Annotated in this window: 17 protein-coding genes; 2 read left to right on the top strand and 15 right to left on the bottom strand. The window is 61.2% G+C overall.

What is annotated here, in order from left to right:
• Positions 1-38 precede the first annotated feature (38 nt).
• The 13 genes from odhB to sdhC form a co-directional block, all read right to left on the bottom strand.
• Positions 39-1,298 carry a 2-oxoglutarate dehydrogenase complex dihydrolipoyllysine-residue succinyltransferase gene (odhB, locus tag HFO99_RS01315; RefSeq protein ID WP_222358663.1) on the bottom strand — a complete coding sequence of 420 codons (1,260 nt, stop codon included), beginning with the start codon at positions 1,296-1,298 and terminating at the stop codon, positions 39-41.
• A 39-nt stretch (positions 1,299-1,337) separates the two neighbouring features.
• Entirely contained in the window at positions 1,338-1,646 is a 309-nt protein-coding gene (locus HFO99_RS01310; protein ID WP_033181816.1) for a YciI family protein, read from the bottom strand.
• A 16-nt stretch (positions 1,647-1,662) separates the two neighbouring features.
• The gene (locus tag HFO99_RS01305) at positions 1,663-4,647 is read right to left on the bottom strand and encodes a 2-oxoglutarate dehydrogenase E1 component (protein WP_222336167.1); all 2,985 of its coding nucleotides are present in this window, start codon (positions 4,645-4,647) and stop codon (positions 1,663-1,665) included.
• A 170-nt stretch (positions 4,648-4,817) separates the two neighbouring features.
• Positions 4,818-5,720: a succinate--CoA ligase subunit alpha gene (sucD, locus tag HFO99_RS01300; protein ID WP_017966256.1), complete on the bottom strand. Its 903-nt coding sequence runs from the start codon at positions 5,718-5,720 to the stop codon at positions 4,818-4,820.
• A gap of 13 nt (positions 5,721-5,733) precedes the next feature.
• The gene (locus HFO99_RS01295) at positions 5,734-6,225 is read right to left on the bottom strand and encodes a DUF1579 family protein (protein WP_018497678.1); all 492 of its coding nucleotides are present in this window, start codon (positions 6,223-6,225) and stop codon (positions 5,734-5,736) included.
• An 8-nt stretch (positions 6,226-6,233) separates the two neighbouring features.
• Positions 6,234-7,427 (bottom strand): ADP-forming succinate--CoA ligase subunit beta, encoded by a 1,194-nt coding sequence (gene sucC / locus HFO99_RS01290; RefSeq protein WP_170278713.1) that lies wholly within the window; start codon positions 7,425-7,427, stop codon positions 6,234-6,236.
• A 36-nt stretch (positions 7,428-7,463) separates the two neighbouring features.
• Complete coding sequence (gene mdh, locus HFO99_RS01285; RefSeq protein WP_003543522.1) at positions 7,464-8,426, bottom strand: malate dehydrogenase; 963 nt, start codon at positions 8,424-8,426, stop codon at positions 7,464-7,466.
• A 176-nt stretch (positions 8,427-8,602) separates the two neighbouring features.
• Complete coding sequence (gene zapE, locus HFO99_RS01280) at positions 8,603-9,766, bottom strand: cell division protein ZapE (RefSeq protein ID WP_222358660.1); 1,164 nt, start codon at positions 9,764-9,766, stop codon at positions 8,603-8,605.
• Positions 9,767-9,830: 64 nt separating this feature from the next.
• On the bottom strand, positions 9,831-10,346 hold the full coding sequence (locus tag HFO99_RS01275) for a protease inhibitor Inh/omp19 family protein (RefSeq protein WP_222249349.1): 516 nt from the start codon (positions 10,344-10,346) through the stop codon (positions 9,831-9,833).
• A gap of 315 nt (positions 10,347-10,661) precedes the next feature.
• Positions 10,662-11,441: a succinate dehydrogenase iron-sulfur subunit gene (locus tag HFO99_RS01270; protein ID WP_017989667.1), complete on the bottom strand. Its 780-nt coding sequence runs from the start codon at positions 11,439-11,441 to the stop codon at positions 10,662-10,664.
• An 18-nt stretch (positions 11,442-11,459) separates the two neighbouring features.
• Entirely contained in the window at positions 11,460-13,301 is a 1,842-nt protein-coding gene (gene sdhA, locus HFO99_RS01265) for a succinate dehydrogenase flavoprotein subunit (RefSeq protein ID WP_222301124.1), read from the bottom strand.
• Positions 13,302-13,307: 6 nt separating this feature from the next.
• Positions 13,308-13,688 (bottom strand): succinate dehydrogenase, hydrophobic membrane anchor protein, encoded by a 381-nt coding sequence (gene sdhD / locus HFO99_RS01260; protein ID WP_222248920.1) that lies wholly within the window; start codon positions 13,686-13,688, stop codon positions 13,308-13,310.
• Between the two features lie 10 nt (positions 13,689-13,698).
• The gene (gene sdhC, locus HFO99_RS01255) at positions 13,699-14,094 is read right to left on the bottom strand and encodes a succinate dehydrogenase, cytochrome b556 subunit (RefSeq protein WP_222248922.1); all 396 of its coding nucleotides are present in this window, start codon (positions 14,092-14,094) and stop codon (positions 13,699-13,701) included.
• A 314-nt stretch (positions 14,095-14,408) separates the two neighbouring features.
• Here sdhC and HFO99_RS01250 point away from each other — a divergent pair, with 314 nt between their 5' ends.
• Complete coding sequence (locus HFO99_RS01250) at positions 14,409-14,903, top strand: hypothetical protein (protein ID WP_222301122.1); 495 nt, start codon at positions 14,409-14,411, stop codon at positions 14,901-14,903.
• Positions 14,904-14,976: 73 nt separating this feature from the next.
• On the opposite strand, the gene HFO99_RS01245 is transcribed toward HFO99_RS01250, so the two are convergent.
• Positions 14,977-15,330 carry a RidA family protein gene (locus HFO99_RS01245; RefSeq protein ID WP_222248926.1) on the bottom strand — a complete coding sequence of 118 codons (354 nt, stop codon included), beginning with the start codon at positions 15,328-15,330 and terminating at the stop codon, positions 14,977-14,979.
• A 259-nt stretch (positions 15,331-15,589) separates the two neighbouring features.
• On the opposite strand from HFO99_RS01245, the gene HFO99_RS01240 reads away from it, so the two are divergent.
• Positions 15,590-16,350, top strand: a protein-coding gene (locus tag HFO99_RS01240) for an IS5 family transposase (protein ID WP_222358657.1) whose coding sequence is annotated in 2 segments (ribosomal slippage) — positions 15,590-15,917 and positions 15,917-16,350 — 762 coding nt in all. Because the reading frame shifts where the segments join, the coding sequence is not laid out codon by codon here.
• Positions 16,351-16,465: 115 nt separating this feature from the next.
• On the opposite strand, the gene HFO99_RS01235 is transcribed toward HFO99_RS01240, so the two are convergent.
• Positions 16,466-17,335: a LysR family transcriptional regulator gene (locus HFO99_RS01235; protein WP_222248928.1), complete on the bottom strand. Its 870-nt coding sequence runs from the start codon at positions 17,333-17,335 to the stop codon at positions 16,466-16,468.
• Positions 17,336-17,460: the final 125 nt, after the last annotated feature.

Here is a 17,460-nt window from a genome sequence, read left to right as displayed (position 1 = left end):
CCGCTCGCATGATCCGGTTCCGCATCGAAAGCGCTCCCTTAGAGATCGAGAACCAGACGTTCCGGATCTTCCAGGCTTTCCTTGACGCGCACGAGGAAGGTGACCGCTTCCTTGCCGTCGACGATGCGGTGATCGTAGGACAGCGCCAGATACATCATCGGGCGAATGACCACCTGACCGCCGATCGCAACCGGCCGCTCCTGGATCTTATGCATGCCGAGAATGCCGGATTGCGGCGCGTTGAGAATCGGCGAAGACATCAGCGAACCGTAGACGCCGCCATTGGTGATGGTGAAGGTGCCGCCCTGCATGTCGGCCATGGAGAGCGAGCCGTCGCGGGCGGCCTTGGCAAGACGGCCGAGCTCCTTCTCGATTTCGGCGATCGACATCTGGTCGGCGTCGCGGATGACAGGAACGACGAGGCCTTTATCCGTGCCGACGGCCATGCCGACATGGCAGTAGTTCTTGTAGACGACGTCGGTGCCGTCGATTTCGGCGTTGACGGCCGGCAATTCCTTCAGCGCATGCGTCACCGCCTTGGTGAAGAAGCCCATGAAGCCGAGCTTGACGCCGTGCTTCTTCTCGAAAATGTCCTTGTACTTGTTGCGCAGGTCCATGACCGCCTTCATGTCCACCTCGTTGTAGGTGGTCAGCATGGCGGCGGTATTCTGCGCATCCTTGAGGCGCTTGGCGATCGTCTGCCGCAGGCGCGTCATCTTCACGCGCTCTTCGCGCGAGGCATCCTCGACCGTCGACGGGCCGCGCGCGGCGGCAGGCGTTGCCGCGGGTGCGGCGGCCGGAGCGGAAATGCCCTTGGCGACGGCGGCGATGACGTCGCCCTTCAGGACCTGGCCGCGTTTGCCGCTACCGTCGATCTGATCGGCGGAAAGATTGTTTTCGGCAAGCATCTTCGAAGCCGCCGGGGCCGGCGGCATGGTGGAGATGGAGGCGCTCGACGACGACGCAGCAGCGGCGGCAACTGGCGCTGGCTGGGCAGCCGCAGCTGGCTGGGCAGGCGCGGCAGCTGGTGCAGCAGCAGCCGGTGCAGCCGCAGCGGCAGCACCTTCGGCGATCTGGCCGAGCAGCGCGCCGAGGCCGACGGTCTCGCCGGCGGCAACGACGATTTCCGAAAGCGTACCGGAGGCCGGTGCTGGAACTTCGATGGTCACCTTGTCGGTTTCAAGCTCGAGAATCGGCTCGTCGGCCTTGATGGCGTCGCCGACCTTCTTGAACCAGGTGCCGACGGTTGCCTCGCTGACGGATTCACCGAGAGTTGGAACGCGGATTTCTGTGGCCATTGTTCAGATCCTGATTTCGTGTGTTTTCGTTTATGCGTTTCAGACGGCGGGCGGCCGCGAGATGATCGAGGGCATCGGCAGGATATCGAAACGGAAACCGAAACCGGAAGCGATGATCGGATCGCCGTCGGCAAGAAGCTGTGCAGCTGCTTGATCCTCGACTTCGACGATCGCCATGCCCCAGGCGCCTTCACCCTCGAAGACCGGACCGACGATGATCGCCGATCCCGCAAGGGCGTTCCGATGCCAGTATTCGGCATGGCGTTTCATCGCCGCCATTTCCTCCCCGGTCCCGTCATGCGGGAAAGTGGGGCGCGGTGGCTGCAGTCTCAGAAAGAAATAAGCCATTGCGCCCCCCCGTGTTTTAACCGCCCAATGCATCCTCGAGGAATGCGGCGAGCTGCGACAGATGCTTGGACATCAGGCCCGTCGCCGGCGAGGCGGCGGCCGGACGGCCGGTATAGCGGACGCGTTGGTACTTCGCGTCGATGTGGGCGAGCACCCATTCGAGGAAGGGGTCGATGAACGACCATGCGCCCATGTTCTTCGGCTCTTCCTGGCACCAGACCATCTCGGCGTTGCGGAAGCGCGACAGCTCGTTGATCAGCGCCTTTGCCGGGAACGGATAAAGCTGTTCGACACGTAAGAGATAGACGTCGTCGATACCGCGCTTTTCACGCTCCTCGAGAAGATCGTAATAGACCTTGCCGGAGCACATGACGACGCGGCGGATCTTGTTGTCCTTCTGCAGCTTGATCGGGCCGTCCTTGATCACCTCGGCATCGTCCCAGAGCAGGCGATGGAAGGCGGATTCGCCGGCCATTTCGGCAAGCGTCGAGACCGCCCGCTTGTGGCGCAGCAGCGACTTCGGCGTCATCAGGATCAGCGGCTTGCGGAAGTCGCGCTTCAGCTGCCGGCGCAGGATGTGGAAGTAGTTCGCCGGCGTGGTGACGTTGGCGACCTGCATGTTGTCTTCGGCGCAAAGCTGCAGGAAACGCTCGAGGCGGGCCGAGGAGTGTTCGGGACCCTGACCTTCATAGCCGTGCGGCAGCAGGCAGACGAGGCCCGACATGCGCAGCCACTTGCGTTCGCCCGACGAGATGAACTGGTCGAAGACTACCTGCGCACCGTTGGCGAAATCGCCGAACTGGGCTTCCCAGAGCGTCAGCGCATTCGGACGCGCGAGCGAATAGCCGTATTCGAAACCGAGCACGGCCTCTTCCGAAAGCATCGAATTGATGACTTCGTAGCGCCCCTGCGTCGGCGAAAGATTGGCGAGCGGGATGTAGCGCTCTTCGGTTTCCTGATCGTAGAGAACGGAGTGGCGCTGCGAGAAGGTGCCGCGTTCGCAATCCTGACCGGAGAGGCGGATCTTGCTGCCTTCGACGCAGAGCGCGCCGAAGGAGAGCGCTTCGGCCATCGCCCAGTCGATACCCTCGCCGGTGGCGATCATGTTGGCGCGGTTTTCCATGAAGCGCTGGATCGTCCGATGTGCGTTGAAGCCCGCCGGGATCTCCGAGAGCTTGCGGCCGATCTCCTTCAGCGTCTTCATCGGCACGGCGGTCTTGCCGCGGCGCTGCTCGTCGGCATTGTCGGCCGTGCGCAGGCCCGACCACTCACCATCAAGCCAGTCGGCCTTGTTCGGCTTGTACTGCTGGCCGGCCTCGAATTCCTGTTCGAGATGGAGGCGCCAATCGGCCTTCATCTTCTCGACTTCGCCGTCGGTGAGCAGGCCCTCGGCGACGAGGCGGGCCGCGTAGAGCTGCAGCACGGTCTTGTGGGCGCGGATCACCTTGTACATCTTCGGCTGCGTGAAGGACGGTTCGTCGCCCTCATTGTGGCCGTAGCGGCGGTAGCAGAACAGGTCGAGCACCACAGGCTTGTGGAACTTCATGCGGAATTCGGTGGCGATCTTGGCCCCATAAACAACCGCTTCCGGATCGTCGCCGTTGACGTGCAGGATCGGCGCCTCGATCATCTTGGCGACGTCGGACGGATAAGGCGACGAGCGCGAGAAGGCCGGGTTTGTGGTGAAGCCGATCTGATTGTTGATGATCACGTGCATGGTGCCGGCGACGCGGTGGCCGCGCAGACCGGAAAGGCCGAGGATTTCGGCAATGACACCCTGGCCGGCAAAGGCCGCGTCGCCATGGATCAGCAGCGGCAGCACCTTGGCGCGTTCAGAAAGCGGGATGATGTCGCCGTCCCAGACGGTGGCGTTCATGTCCTGCTTGGCGCGGGCCTTGCCCATGACGACGGGATCGACGATTTCGAGATGCGACGGGTTCGCTGTCAGCGAAACGTGGATCTTGTTGCCGTCGAATTCGCGGTCGGAGGAGGCGCCGAGATGGTACTTGACGTCACCCGAACCCTCGACCTCGTCGGGAGCGGCCGAGCCGCCCTTGAACTCGTGGAAGATCGCCCGGTGCGGCTTGCCCATGACCTGGGAGAGCACGTTCAGGCGGCCGCGATGGGCCATGCCGAACACGGCTTCCTTGAGGCCGAGATGACCGCCGCGCTTGAGGATCTGTTCCAGCGCCGGGATCAGCGATTCGCCGCCATCGAGGCCGAAACGCTTCGTGCCCTTGAACTTGACGTCGAGGAACTGCTCGTAGCCTTCGGCTTCGACGAGTTTGGCAAGGATCGCCTTCTTGCCTTCCGGCGTGAAGGCCACACCCTTGTCCGGTCCTTCGATGCGCTCCTGGATCCAGGCCTTCTCTTCCGGATTGGAGATATGCATGAATTCGACGCCGAGCGTCGAGCAATAGGTGCGCTCGAGGATTTCGATCATCTCGCGGATGGTCGCGTATTCGAGGCCGAGCACGTTGTCGATGAAGATCTTGCGATCGTAATCGGCGGCCGTGAAACCGTAATTCTCCGCCGACAGCTCGTGATAGTCGTCAACGGGAGCGGCGATGCCGAGCGGGTCGAGCTTGGCATGCAGGTGGCCACGCATGCGGTAGGCGCGGATCATCATGATGGCGCGCACGGAATCGCGCGTCGCCTGCAGCACCTCGGTGCTGTCGGCAGGCTTGCCCTGAGCTTCGGCCTTGGCCTTGACCTTGGTCTCGATCACCTTCTCGACGATGCCCCAGTCGCCATCGAGAGCCGATACCAGATCGCCGCCGGCCGGAATCGGCCAGTTCTTCTTGCGCCAGGAAGCCCCCTTGGCCGCCCTCTTCACATCGCTGGGATCCTCCTCCAGCGCCTTGAAGAAGGACCGCCACTGATCGTCGACCGATGCCGGGTCCTCTTCATATCGCGCATAAAGCTGCTCGATATAGGCAGCGTTGGCGCCATCCAGAAACGAGGTGATCTGAAACTGCTCGTTGGCTTCTTGCCGTGCCATGGTGATATGCGGACGCTTCCGTCCGCCTCCTGACTTTGATGAATTTGCCGGCTTGATGGCCGGCTGCCGCATTCCGATTGCCGCCTGTCCGCGGCGCATCTGCTGGTTTCGTATTGTCGAGGCCGGGCGAAAGGCGCAGATGCCGTTCCTCCGCCCGGTCTATAGGTGGCTTAGCCCTTGAGGACTTCAACCAGCGTCTTGCCGAGGCGGGCCGGGGATGGCGACACCTTGATGCCTGCCGATTCCATCGCCGCGATCTTCGATTCCGCATCGCCCTTGCCGCCGGAAACCACAGCACCGGCATGGCCCATGGTGCGGCCCTTCGGGGCCGTACGCCCGGCAATGAAGCCAGCCATCGGCTTCTTGCGACCCTTCTTGGCTTCATCCTTGAGGAACTGCGCTGCGTCTTCTTCAGCCGCCCCGCCGATTTCGCCGATCATGATGATCGACTGGGTGGCTTCGTCGGCCAGGAACATTTCCAGGACGTCGATGAACTCGGTGCCCTTGACCGGGTCGCCGCCGATGCCGACGGCCGTCGTCTGCCCGAGACCTTCGTTGGAGGTCTGGAACACGGCTTCATAGGTCAGCGTGCCCGAGCGGGAAACGATACCGACCGAACCCTTGCGGAAGATCGAGCCCGGCATAATGCCGATCTTGCATTCTTCCGGCGTCAGGATGCCCGGGCAGTTGGGGCCGAGCAGGCGCGACTTGGAGCGGTCGAGGCGAGCCTTGACCCGCACCATGTCCATGACCGGAATGCCTTCGGTGATGCAGGTGATGAACGGGATCTCGGCGTCGATCGCCTCGATGATCGCGTCAGCAGCGCCGGCCGGCGGAACATAGATGACGGTTGCGTTGGCGCCGGTCTTTTCCTTGCCTTCGGCAACGGTTGCGAAGATCGGCAGGTTTTCGCCCTTTGCGCCGGTCCAGGTTTCGCCGCCCTTCTTCGGGTGGATACCGCCGACCATCTGGGTGCCGTAATAAGCGAGCGCCTGTTCGGTGTGGAACGTGCCGGTCTTGCCGGTTAGGCCCTGAACGAGAACCTTGGTGTCTTTGTTGACGAGAATGGACATGCGAGGCCTTTGTTTAGGAGAGGTTGGAAGACGTGGAGGACGCGCGACGATAGACGCCGCTGACGACCTCCTGCCAAGTATCGCTGCCTGCAGGCGAAAAGCTGACGCCCATCCGGTAGCAGTCTTCATTTTCAAATGTGAATACGGTGCGCTGGCTGCCGCGCGGCGAAGTCTTCATCAGCACAAGCTCATTGCCGTTCCACTCGCCGGACGCCGGCACGGGCGGCGCAAAACCTGCGGTGTCGAACTGGTAGAGTTTGTAGGTCTGGTCCGAAGCATCGAAGCCGAAAACATTTCGCGCCTCGAACGAAACAGTACCGTCGCGCGTCTGGCGATAGCGCTGCTCGAGAAAGAACCCGCCGAACAACGCCTCACCGGAAAACTCAGCACTGGCCTTGCCTTCACTCGTCCACGCCGACGCCGCGACACGCTCGTCCCCTTCCCATACGCCAGCGAAGGCGTTGAGGCGGAAATGAGCAGCGGAGGGCGTGGACTGGAAGGCCATGATCGTTCTCAGCCGTTGATCGCCGCGACGATCTTCTTGGCCGCATCGTCCAAGTCGTCAGCCGCCGTGATCGCCAGACCCGACTCGTTCAGGATCTTCTTGCCGAGCTCGACATTGGTGCCTTCAAGGCGCACGACGAGCGGAACCTTGAGACCGACTTCCTTGACCGCGGCAATCACGCCCTCGGCAATGACGTCGCACTTCATGATGCCGCCGAAGATGTTGACGAGAATGCCTTCGACCTTGGGGTCTGCGGTGATGATCTTGAAAGCGGCAGCAACCTTCTCCTTGCCGGCACCGCCGCCGACGTCGCAGAAGTTGGCCGGCTCCTTGCCGTAGAGCTTGATGATGTCCATCGTCGCCATGGCAAGGCCTGCGCCGTTGACCATACAGCCGATATTGCCGTCGAGCGCGACATAGGCGAGGTCCCACTTCGAGGCCTCGATTTCCTTGGCGTCCTCTTCGGTCTCGTCGCGCAGCACCTTGACGTCGTCGTGACGGAAAAGCGCGTTACCATCGAAAGACATCTTGGCATCGAGGACGCGCAGGTGGCCATCCTTCATGACGATCAGCGGATTGACCTCCAGGAGAGCCATATCCTTCTCGCCGAAGGCCTTGTAGAGCGCCGGGAAAAGCGTCTTGGCGTCTTCGGCGGCAGCGCCGTCGAGCTGAAGAGCCTTGGAGATCGCAGCAACGTCGGCAGCCGTCACGCCAGCTTCCGGATCGATGGCGATCGTCTGGATCTTCTCGGGCGTGTCGTGGGCGACGGCCTCGATGTCCATGCCGCCTTCGGTCGAGACCACGAAGGCAACGCGACCGACCGAGCGGTCGACAAGGATCGAGCAATAGAGTTCGCGGGCAATGTCGGCGCCGTCTTCGATGTAAAGGCGGTTGACCTGCTTGCCGGCTTCGCCCGTCTGGGCAGTCACCAGCGTGTTGCCGAGCATTTCCTTGGCATGGGAAACGACTTCCTCGATCGACTTGGCGAGACGAACGCCGCCCTTGGCATCAGGGCCGAGCTCCTTGAACTTGCCCTTGCCGCGGCCGCCGGCATGAATCTGGCTCTTGACCACGTAGAGCGGACCGGGAAGCGACTTGGCGGCAGCTTCGGCTTCTTCAACCTTGAGAATAGCCACACCCTCGGCAACCGGGGCGCCATAGCCCTTCAGCAGAGCCTTGGCCTGATATTCATGAATGTTCATGGGTGTATCCCTGTTTCGATTACTTCAGCCCGTCGACTACTTGAGGGCAGGCGCGATGTTGATGCAGGCTTCGCAGAGACCGGCGACGGCGCCGACGGACTTGTCGAAGGCTTCCTTCTCGGTCTTGTTGAGATCGATCTCGATGATGCGCTCGACGCCGCCGGCGCCGATGACGGTGGGAACGCCGACATACATGTCCTTGACGCCGTACTGACCGCTGAGGTGGGCAGCGCAGGGCAGAACGCGCTTCTTGTCCTTGAGGTAGGATTCGGCCATCTCGATCGCCGAGGCGGCCGGCGCATAATAGGCCGAGCCGGTCTTCAGCAGGCCGACGATTTCAGCGCCGCCGTCACGGGTGCGCTGGATGATCTCTTCGAGCCGCTCCTTGGTGACCCAGCCCATGGTGACGAGGTCGGTGAGCGGAATGCCGCCAACCGTCGAGTAGCGGGCGAGCGGTACCATCGTGTCGCCGTGGCCGCCGAGCACGAAAGCCGTGACGTCCTGGACGGACACGTTGAATTCCTTGGCGAGGAAGAGGCGGAAGCGCGAGGAGTCGAGAACGCCGGCCATGCCGACGACCTTGTTGGCGGGAAGGCCGGAAAACTTCTGCAGCGCCCAGACCATGGCGTCGAGCGGGTTGGTGATGCAGATCACGAAAGCGTTCGGGGCATATTTCTTGATGCCGGCGCCGACCTGCTCCATGACCTTGAGGTTGATGCCGAGAAGGTCGTCGCGGCTCATGCCCGGCTTGCGCGCAACACCTGCCGTGACGATGCACACATCGGCGCCCTCGATCGCGGAATAGTCGCTGGCACCCGTCAGATTGACGTCGAAGCCTTCGACCGGCGAAGACTGGGAGATATCGAGACCCTTGCCCTGCGGAATGCCGTCTGCGATGTCGAAGAGGACGATGTCGCCCAGTTCCTTCAGGCCGGCGAGGTGTGCCAGCGTGCCACCAATCATGCCAGAACCAATGAGTGCGATCTTGTTACGCGCCATTTCGCTGTTTCCTTTGCGATCAAATTCGTCGAACGGACGCGCAAGGCACCGCCCAATGACGCAATCGCATAGACCCAAAGCCTAAAAATGGCAATCCATTATTTTTGATGCAGCGTTTTCAATCGTTTAGATAGAAAAATTCTTACGTAAACGTAATACATTCTGTCACCGGATTGTTACTCTGCGGCGCGTTTCTCATGGTGCAGCGCAAGATATTCCGCACTGCGCATCTCGAACAGGCGCGAAGCCGTGCGGTCGAATTCGAAGCCCTCGATGCCCCGGCGTTGCAGCAGCAGTTCCTCCGGCATGGCCGCCGCAGAAATGTAAAGCCGCACGGCATGATCGTAGAACGTATCGACCATAATGATGAACCGTTTGATCTGGTTCCGCTTTTCCGGCCCGAGCAAGGGAATGTGATCGACGAAGACCGTATCGTAGCGCTCGGCGATCGCCAGGAAGTCGACCGCGCCGAGCGGTTTGTCGCAAAGATCGGCGAAAGAGAACCGCGCCATGCGGTCGACGGCGAGCGGCACATGGATGTGGCGCCCCTTCATCGGAATATCCAGCGGCTGCGCCTTACGCCCGTGCAGCGCCTGCGTCCAGGACGCATCCATCGCCATGTCGTTATGGTCGTTGATCGGCACCAGATAGACCGGCTGGCTGCTCAGCTTCTCCATCCGGTAGTCGGTCGGCGAATCCAGGGTGACGACATCGACATGCTGCTTGAGCAAGGCAACGAAGGGCAGGAACAGGCCGCGATTGAGACCATCCGTGTAGAGATTGTCGGGTTCGACGTTCGAGGTCGCGACCAGCACGCATCCACGCGCGAAAAGCTCGGAGAACAGCCGCGACAGGATCATCGCATCGGCGATGTCGGTGACCGTGAACTCGTCGAAGCAGAGCAGTTCTGCCTCGTCGTAGAGCGCTGCGGCGACCGGCGGCATCGGGTCGGCCTGTCTCGTATCGCCGTTCTTGAGCTTCAGCCGATGCGCCGCGATGCGGTTGTGCACATCCGCCATGAATTCGTGGAAATGCGCCCGGCGCTTCTTCCTGCACGGCGCCATCGCGAAGAACATATCCATCAGCATGGTCTTGCCGCGCCCGACGCTGCCGTGGATATAAAGCCCCTTGATGCCCTCGGCGGATTTCTTCTTGGCAGCAAACAGCCAGCCAAGCGCGCTCGATTTTGCCGCCGGCCGCCGCTGCTTCAGCGCGGCGAGCACCCGGTCGAGGCTCTTTGCCACGTCTAGCTGGGCGGAATCAACCTGAAGGGCGCCCGATGCGGTCAGCGCTTTAAGCTGTTCGCAGACGCTGAGCGCATAATCCGGCATTGGTTGCATGAGGGCATATCCGCCTGTCAGTCAATGGCGCTGACCCGCCGGTTCGTTTACCGCGCCGGTTTGTTTACCGGCTGAGGCTGATCGACTGGCCCGTGCTCGTCTGTCCCTGGAAGCGGTTGTCGGCCGTCTTGTAGACGCTGCCGAGCTGGTTGCCCGAGCGGTCCTTGAGCAGCACCTGCTTGCCGGCGACCTCCCAGGAGCCCATCGCCGTCAGCTCGCCGACGCAGCCGCGCGTTCCGCCGCGCGAACCGCTGCCGAGATTGGTGAGCGTCAGGAACATGTCGCAGCTGCCGTTGACACGCCAGCTTCCGACCATCGATTCCTTGGTAATATCGAGCGCATTCGCGGCCATTGCGCCAGGCTGGGCGCCCGGCATCGGCGACGCCGACGCTGGTGCGGCCGGAAACTGCGAGCTGCCGGTCGGCGGCGGAAGCTGCCCGCCCTGTACGGAGGGAACCGGTTGCGCCGTCAACGGCGTCGGCACCGAGGTTGAGCTGGAGTTGTAATTATATGCCGTCCGATCACAACCGGCTAGCGCGAGAGCCACCACCAGACCTGTCATCGCATATCGCAACTGCATCATCATACTCCTGAATTCGGCCATCGCCGCAGAGAAACGGGCGTGAGACAAGTCCGATTATCGTAATTCGCTTTGGTTAATCAAGTCAGGCTGCATAAATTGCCCGCGACAACAACTAACCGAAAGACGATACAGTTCAACTGTCCCGCTGCAAAACTTCCTGCACATAGAATTTGTCAGCAAGGTGTTGCGCACGTTCATCTCCGCCAGGAAATGGAAAACCCCAGGCGCGGTTGCCGCTTTCGGTCGCAAAACCAATGCGGAGACCCTGCTCGCGCGCCGAGACAAGCCTTCCGCCATCGGCATGCATGCTGATCAAACCCGGCGCTCGACCATCATCTTCTTGATTTCGGCGATCGCCTTGGCCGGGTTGAGGCCTTTCGGGCAGGTCTGCGCACAGTTCATGATCGTGTGGCAGCGATAGAGGCGGAATGGATCCTCCAGATTGTCGAGGCGCTCGCCGGTCGCCTCGTCTCTGGAATCGATCAGCCAGCGATAGGCCTGCAGCAGAACGGCCGGACCGAGATAGCGGTCGCCGTTCCACCAGTAGCTCGGACAGGAGGTCGAGCAGCAGGCGCAGAGGATGCATTCATAAAGGCCGTCCAGCTTCTGCCGGTCCTCATGGCTCTGCTTCCATTCCTTGGCCGGCGCCGGCGACACCGTCTTCAGCCATGGCTCGATCGAACGATGCTGGGCATAGAAGTTGGTGAGGTCGGGAACCAGATCCTTGACGACGGGCAGATGCGGCAGCGGATAGATCTTCACCGCGCCCTTGATATCGTCGAGGCCTTTGGTGCAGGCGAGCGTGTTCGTGCCGTCGATATTCATCGCGCAGGAGCCGCAGATGCCCTCGCGACAGGAGCGGCGCAGCGTCAGCGTCGGGTCGATCTTGTTCTTGATGTAGAGCAGACCGTCGAGCACCATCGGTCCGCAATCGTCGATATCGATGTAGAAGGTATCGATAGACGGGTTCTGACCATCGTCCGGGCTCCAGCGGTAGACGCGGAATTCGCGGGTATTCTTGGCACCCGCCGGCTTCGGCCAGACCTTGCCTTCGCGCATCTGAGAATTCTTGGGGAGAGCGAGTTCAACCATGTCCGGTTCCTCTTGAGATCAGTACACGCGAGCCTTCGGCTCGATCTTGTGCGGATCGATGCCTTCGGCAATGAGCTCGGTATGGACCGGCCGGTAGTCGAGTTTCACGTCGCCCGCCTCGTTCACCCAGGCGAGCGTGTGCTTGCGCCAGTTGACGTCGTCGCGGCCGGCGAATGCACCCTCGGTATAGTCCTCGCGGGCATGCGAACCGCGGCTCTCTTTGCGGGCCTCGGCGCCGTAGATCGTCGTGATGGCGTTGGCCATCAGGTTCTGCAGCTCCAGCGTCTCGACCAGATCCGAGTTCCAGATCATCGAGCGGTCGGTGACCTTGATGTCCTTCATCTCGCCCCAGATCGCCGAGATGCGCCGGCAGCCGGATTCCAGCGATTCCTGCGTGCGGAAGACGGCGGCGTCTTCCTGCATGGCGCGCTGCATCTTCTCGCGCAGTTCTGCCGTCGGCGTGCCGCCGCTGGCATGACGCAGACCGTCGAAACGGTCCATAATCTTGTCGCAGGCGGCGACATTGAGATGCGGGATCGGCGCTGCGCGGTCGATCACCTCGCCGGCGCGGATCGCCGCGGCGCGGCCGAAGACCACCAGATCGATCAGCGAGTTGGAGCCGAGGCGGTTGGCGCCGTGCACCGAGGCGCAGCCGGCTTCACCCACAGCCATCAGGCCGGGAATGATCCGTTCCGGATCGGCACCGTCGGCGTTCAGCACTTCGCCCCAATAATTCGTGGGAATGCCGCCCATATTGTAGTGAACGGTAGGCAGGACCGGGATCGGTTCGCGCGTCACGTCGACGCCGGCGAAGATCTTGGCGCTCTCGGAAATCCCTGGCAGGCGTTCATGCAGAACGGCCGGATCGAGGTGGTCGAGATGCAGGAAAATGTGGTCCTTCGCCTTGCCGACACCGCGGCCCTCGCGGATTTCCAAAGTCATGCAGCGCGACACGACGTCGCGCGAGGCAAGGTCCTTGGCCGAGGGCGCATAACGCTCCATGAAGCGCTCGCCCTCGGAGTTGACGAGGTAACCGCCTTCACCGCGCGCGCCTTCGGTGATCAGACAGCCCGAACCGTAGATGCCGGTCGGGTGGAACTGAACGAATTCCATGTCCTGCAGCGGCAGGCCGGCACGCGCCACCATGCCGCCACCGTCGCCGGTGCAGGTATGGGCCGATGTTGCCGAGAAATAGGCGCGGCCGTAGCCGCCAGTCGCCAGCACCACCATCTTGGCGGCGAAGCGATGGATCGTGCCGTCATCGAGGCACCAGGCGACGACGCCAGTGCAGCGGCTGCCGTCCTCCGACATGATCAGGTCGAGCGCGAAATACTCGATGAAGAACTCGGCATTGTTGCGCAGCGACTGGCCGTAGAGCGTATGCAGGATGGCGTGGCCGGTACGGTCGGCCACGGCGCAGGTGCGCTGGACCGGCGGGCCTTCGCCGTAATTCTGCATGTGGCCGCCGAACGGGCGCTGATAGATCTTGCCTTCCTCGTTGCGTGAGAACGGCACGCCGTAATGCTCGAGCTCATAGACCGCCTTCGGCGCTTCCATGGTGAGATACTGCATGGCGTCGACGTCGCCGAGCCAATCGGAACCCTTGACGGTGTCGTAGAGGTGCCACTGCCAGCTATCCGGCGTCATGTTGCGCAGCGAGGCGGCGATGCCGCCCTGGGCCGCGACCGTGTGCGAGCGGGTCGGAAATACCTTGGTGATGCAGGCCGTGCGGAAACCCTGCTCGGCCATGCCGAGCGTGGCGCGCAGCCCGGCGCCGCCGGCGCCGACGACGATCACGTCGTAGGAGTGATCGACATACTTGTAGGCCTTGCCATTCTGGGCGGGAGAAGTCGGTGCCATGTCAGCTTATCCTACGAATGCGATTTTCAGAATGGCGAAGAGACAGAGGCCGGCGATCACGATCGCAAAGAACGTGTTCAGCATCAGCAGAGCAATCTTGCCGAATTCGCCATGCACGTAGTCCTCGATGATGGCCTGCATGCCGAGCTTCATATGGATGACGCCTGATATTACCATCAGGCCCATGACGACCGCGACAAACGGGTTCGACAGCGCGCGAACCACATCCGCATAGGGCGCGCCCGCATAGGCGATCATGAATATGACGAAGAAGAGGATCAACGGAATATTGGAGACTGCGGTCAGCCGCTGACGCCAGAAATGGCTCGTGCCTTCCTTGGCGGAGCCGAGCCCGCGAACCTTGCCGAGGGGGGTGCGCATATCCATGAGAGGACCTTCAGAAGCGAATGAGGAAGCCGATCACCCAGACCAGCACGGTCAGACAGATCGACCCAATGATGTTGGCGATGGCGAGCTTGGTCGAGAATTCTTTCCCGAAGCCATAGCCGAGATCCCACATGAGATGGCGGAAGCCGCCGAGCATGTGGTGAAGCAGCGCCCAAGTGTAGCCGAGAAGCACGAACTTGCCGAGAAGGCTGCCGAGCACCCAGTTGGCCCAGTCATAGGAGCTCTGGCCGCTTGCCGCCGCGATCAGCCACCAGGCGACAAGCAGCGTGCCGACGTAGAGCGCGCTACCGGTGATGCGGTGGACGATAGACATGACCATGGTGGGAATAAGCTTGTAAATTTGCAAATGCGGCGACAGGGGCCGGTTATTTGTCACATTCGCCATCAGAACCTCGCGGCGGCTATTCTGCGCTCCCGAATTCGGAGCATGCTCAGTCAACCACACGAATGACAAAATTCTCTGTGTGCGTCGCATCAATTGCGACGTTTAATCACCGGGAACGCTGACGACAAGCACAATCGCTGTCTGCTTTTAATTTAATCGATTCGCGTTACCGGGAAGTTTGCGGACTAACAAAACTGGCCATTTGCGCTCAAATTTTGCGCTGTTTCTCCGGCCCGAATGGACAAGCTTAGGCTTTTGGCGCAATCTGGAGTTAACGATTTGTTAGGGATCGGAATTCCGGAGGCCGGCCACCCATGTTTCGCAGTCTGTCCGCAGTCGCCCTGCTTGCCCTTTCGGCGCTTGCTGCACTTCCCGCCGAAGCCGGTGACCGCCGCAACGATCATCGCTTTTCCGGCCACCGTCACGATTTCCACGGTGGATTATTCCTCGGCGAACGTATCGGCTGGCGCGATCGCGGCATCCGTTTCGACAACGCCTATCGATATCGGAACCGCAAAGAACGGATGCCGTTCCTGAAACAGTTTTCATCGCCGGCGACCAATCGCTTCGCCCGCAGCAATCTTATCGTCGTCGTGCCCCAGGCGCAGGGTGGTGACGGCGGCGGCACCTATGCCGGCTCTTCCTATGTCTATCAGGGCGATGGCGGAACCTATGTCGGCGGCGACGGCTATGGCTTCTATCCCACAGCACGGCCTGAGCAACTGGCACCGAAGGCGAAAGTCATCGATATCGCGGTGCAGGACGATCCCTGCGCCTACGAGGCCAATGTCTGCGTCATTCGGCCTTAGCGGATGCTGCCGAAAGTGCCGAATTCCGCTCGGCTTCGCTGACGAGGCTATGAGGATGACGAGCGCAGGCGGCTCAAATTTGCCCGGCCCCATCCTTTCGCGACGCGGCTACGTCGATACGGATGGCGCACATCGGCGGGAGATTCTTGTCCTCAAACGTCGCCCGCCGTGGCGTTCCGCTATCCGGCATCCAAGCATCCCAAGCTCTGTTCATTTCCTCGAATGAGGCAAGGTCCCTGAGCCAGATGTTGACGAGAATGATCTCCGACTTGTTGGTACCTTCGCGCAGCAGCATGTCATTGATGCGCTCCAGTATTTCGTTGGTCTGCGCCGTCACGCTTGCTCCCCTCGTCAGGTTTGCGACCTGGCCGGGCAGATAGGCGGCATCTGCGAGGAGAGCTTCGTCAACTTTGGCTTGCCCCATCATCGTATTCGCAGACTTCCATGAATGCTTGAGATTGGGCCGTCGACCCTTCATCCGATCACTGTGGGGCTTCGCTCGCCATTCCGGTAGGGGGAATTAAATTGACCCGATATAATGGAAGCTGAACGCTCCCAGGAGGAGTTGGAACAGGATGTCGTCCGAAAACCGATCACACTTTTCGGCATCATGCTCTAGGAAGTGTGAACTCTTGGGTTTCCAAGGCTGAGCAAATCAGATTCAAGACTGTCTTTTGGAGGCAGTCATGGGTGTTTTGGATCGTCTGATCCTTCGGGACGAGCAGTGGGCGCGGATAGCGCATCACATCATTGGTGACGAGCGCACGCGCGGCTCGTCTGGCCGCAACAACCGCATGTTCGTGGAAGCCGTGCTTTGGATTGTGCGCACCGGCTCGCCCTGGCGAGACCTGCCAGAGGTGTTCGGCGAGTGGAACAGTGTCTTCCGCCGTTTCAGCCGCTGGAGCCGGAAGGGCGTCTGGTGGCGCATGTTCGCCGCGATGTCGGACGATCCGGACTTCGAATACCTGATCGTTGATTCCACCATCATCCGCGCCCATCAGCACGCTGCCGGCGCAAAAAAGGGGCTGCAGATCAAGCCCTTGGCCGTTCTCGCGGCGGCCTGAGCACCAAAATCCACATGGCCGTGCGTGGTCTCGGCTGCCCGGTCCGCTTCACACTGACCGCAGGCCAAAAGGGCGATGCGCCGCAAGCCGATGCCCTGATCGAGGGCCTACCCGCCGACATCGTCATGGCCGACACCGCTTATGACAGCGGTCGCCTGCGCAATGCCATCGCCGATAAAGGCGCGGTGGCGGTGATCCCCAACAATCCTTCCCGCGCGCAAAAATACCCGCTGGACAAGCATCTCTACGCCCAGCGCCACCTGATCGAATGCTGCTTCTCGAGACTCAAGCAGTTCCGCAGGGTCGCTACGCGCTTCGAAAAAACCGCCGAAAACTACCTCGCAGTCGTCACTATCGCAGCAATCGTCCTATGGATCAGATAACTGTCCACACTTCCTAGAGCGGTTCAGCTTTTAACGGAAACGCAGCACCGCTCCAGCCTTTTGTTTTTACGCAATTCCGGACGGAAAACCGCTTCGCACTTTTCCTGGAATTGCTCTAGCTGGACAATATGGCCGTATGCCGCGAAATGAAGTCCACAAGGTAGCGCGCGCCTTCGGCCGTCTCGGACTGAGCATACAGACCGATTTCGATGCGCACCGGACCGGGCAGGTCCGCCGATCGGTCAAGCGTCCGGCACCCCTCCGGTTTCGTGTTGAGCATCATTGGCGCGATACCAATACCGACGCGAACCGCGGTCGCCATGGCCACCAGCGTCGATGCGACGCACGCCGTCTTCCACTTGATGTTCCGCTGGGACAGAGCCGCAATCGTCGGAAGCGTCCAGGGACACTCCTCCTCGAACATGATGACGGGAAGCGGCTTTTCCGTATCCGCCACAAAGTCGGATCTGACCGTCCACATCAAATATTCGGTCCAGATCAGGGTCGGTTTTCGCGCGAGGCAGGTGATGTCGCAAACCACGAGATCGAGCTTCCTGTCTTCAAACAGGCTGGCGAGGCGACGATTCGGCTCGACGATGATGTCGATCTCGACCTTCGGGTTCTGGGCTCTGAAGGCACTAAGAATGTCGATCAGGTGGCCGGCTGCGAAGTCCTCGACGACGCCGAGGCGAATGCGGTCCTCGATCATCTTGCCCGTCAGTCTTTTCCCGACCTCGTCGCTGAGGGCGACCATTTCGCGGGCATAAGCCAGCATGATCTGCCCATGACTCGTGAGTTCGAGGCCCTTTGACGAACGCGAAAACAACGTAACGCCGACAAGCTCCTCCAGCTTGCGGATCTGCATGCTCACGGCCGCCTGCGTTCTGTTCAGCTTGACGGCTGCTCCATTGACGGTGCCGATTTCCGCGACGGTCAGAAATGCACGAAGCAGATAGGAATCAAGATCAAGCATCAGAAGCCGCATTCCATACTTTGTGGCGCTCGAGAGCCGAGGGCCCCTCTGCCCGTAGGTGGATATTGGACGAACCATGTCCTTCCGGCAACATGTGACCCTGAGCCCGGGCGCAGTGCAGGCTGCGCCCCATCAAT

Origin of the sequence: Rhizobium leguminosarum (assembly GCF_019798305.1) — a bacterium.
Classification (GTDB): domain Bacteria; phylum Pseudomonadota; class Alphaproteobacteria; order Rhizobiales; family Rhizobiaceae; genus Rhizobium; species Rhizobium leguminosarum_U.
Note: the sequence above shows the minus strand (reverse complement) of the source record. Positions and strands in the feature narration are given on the sequence as shown.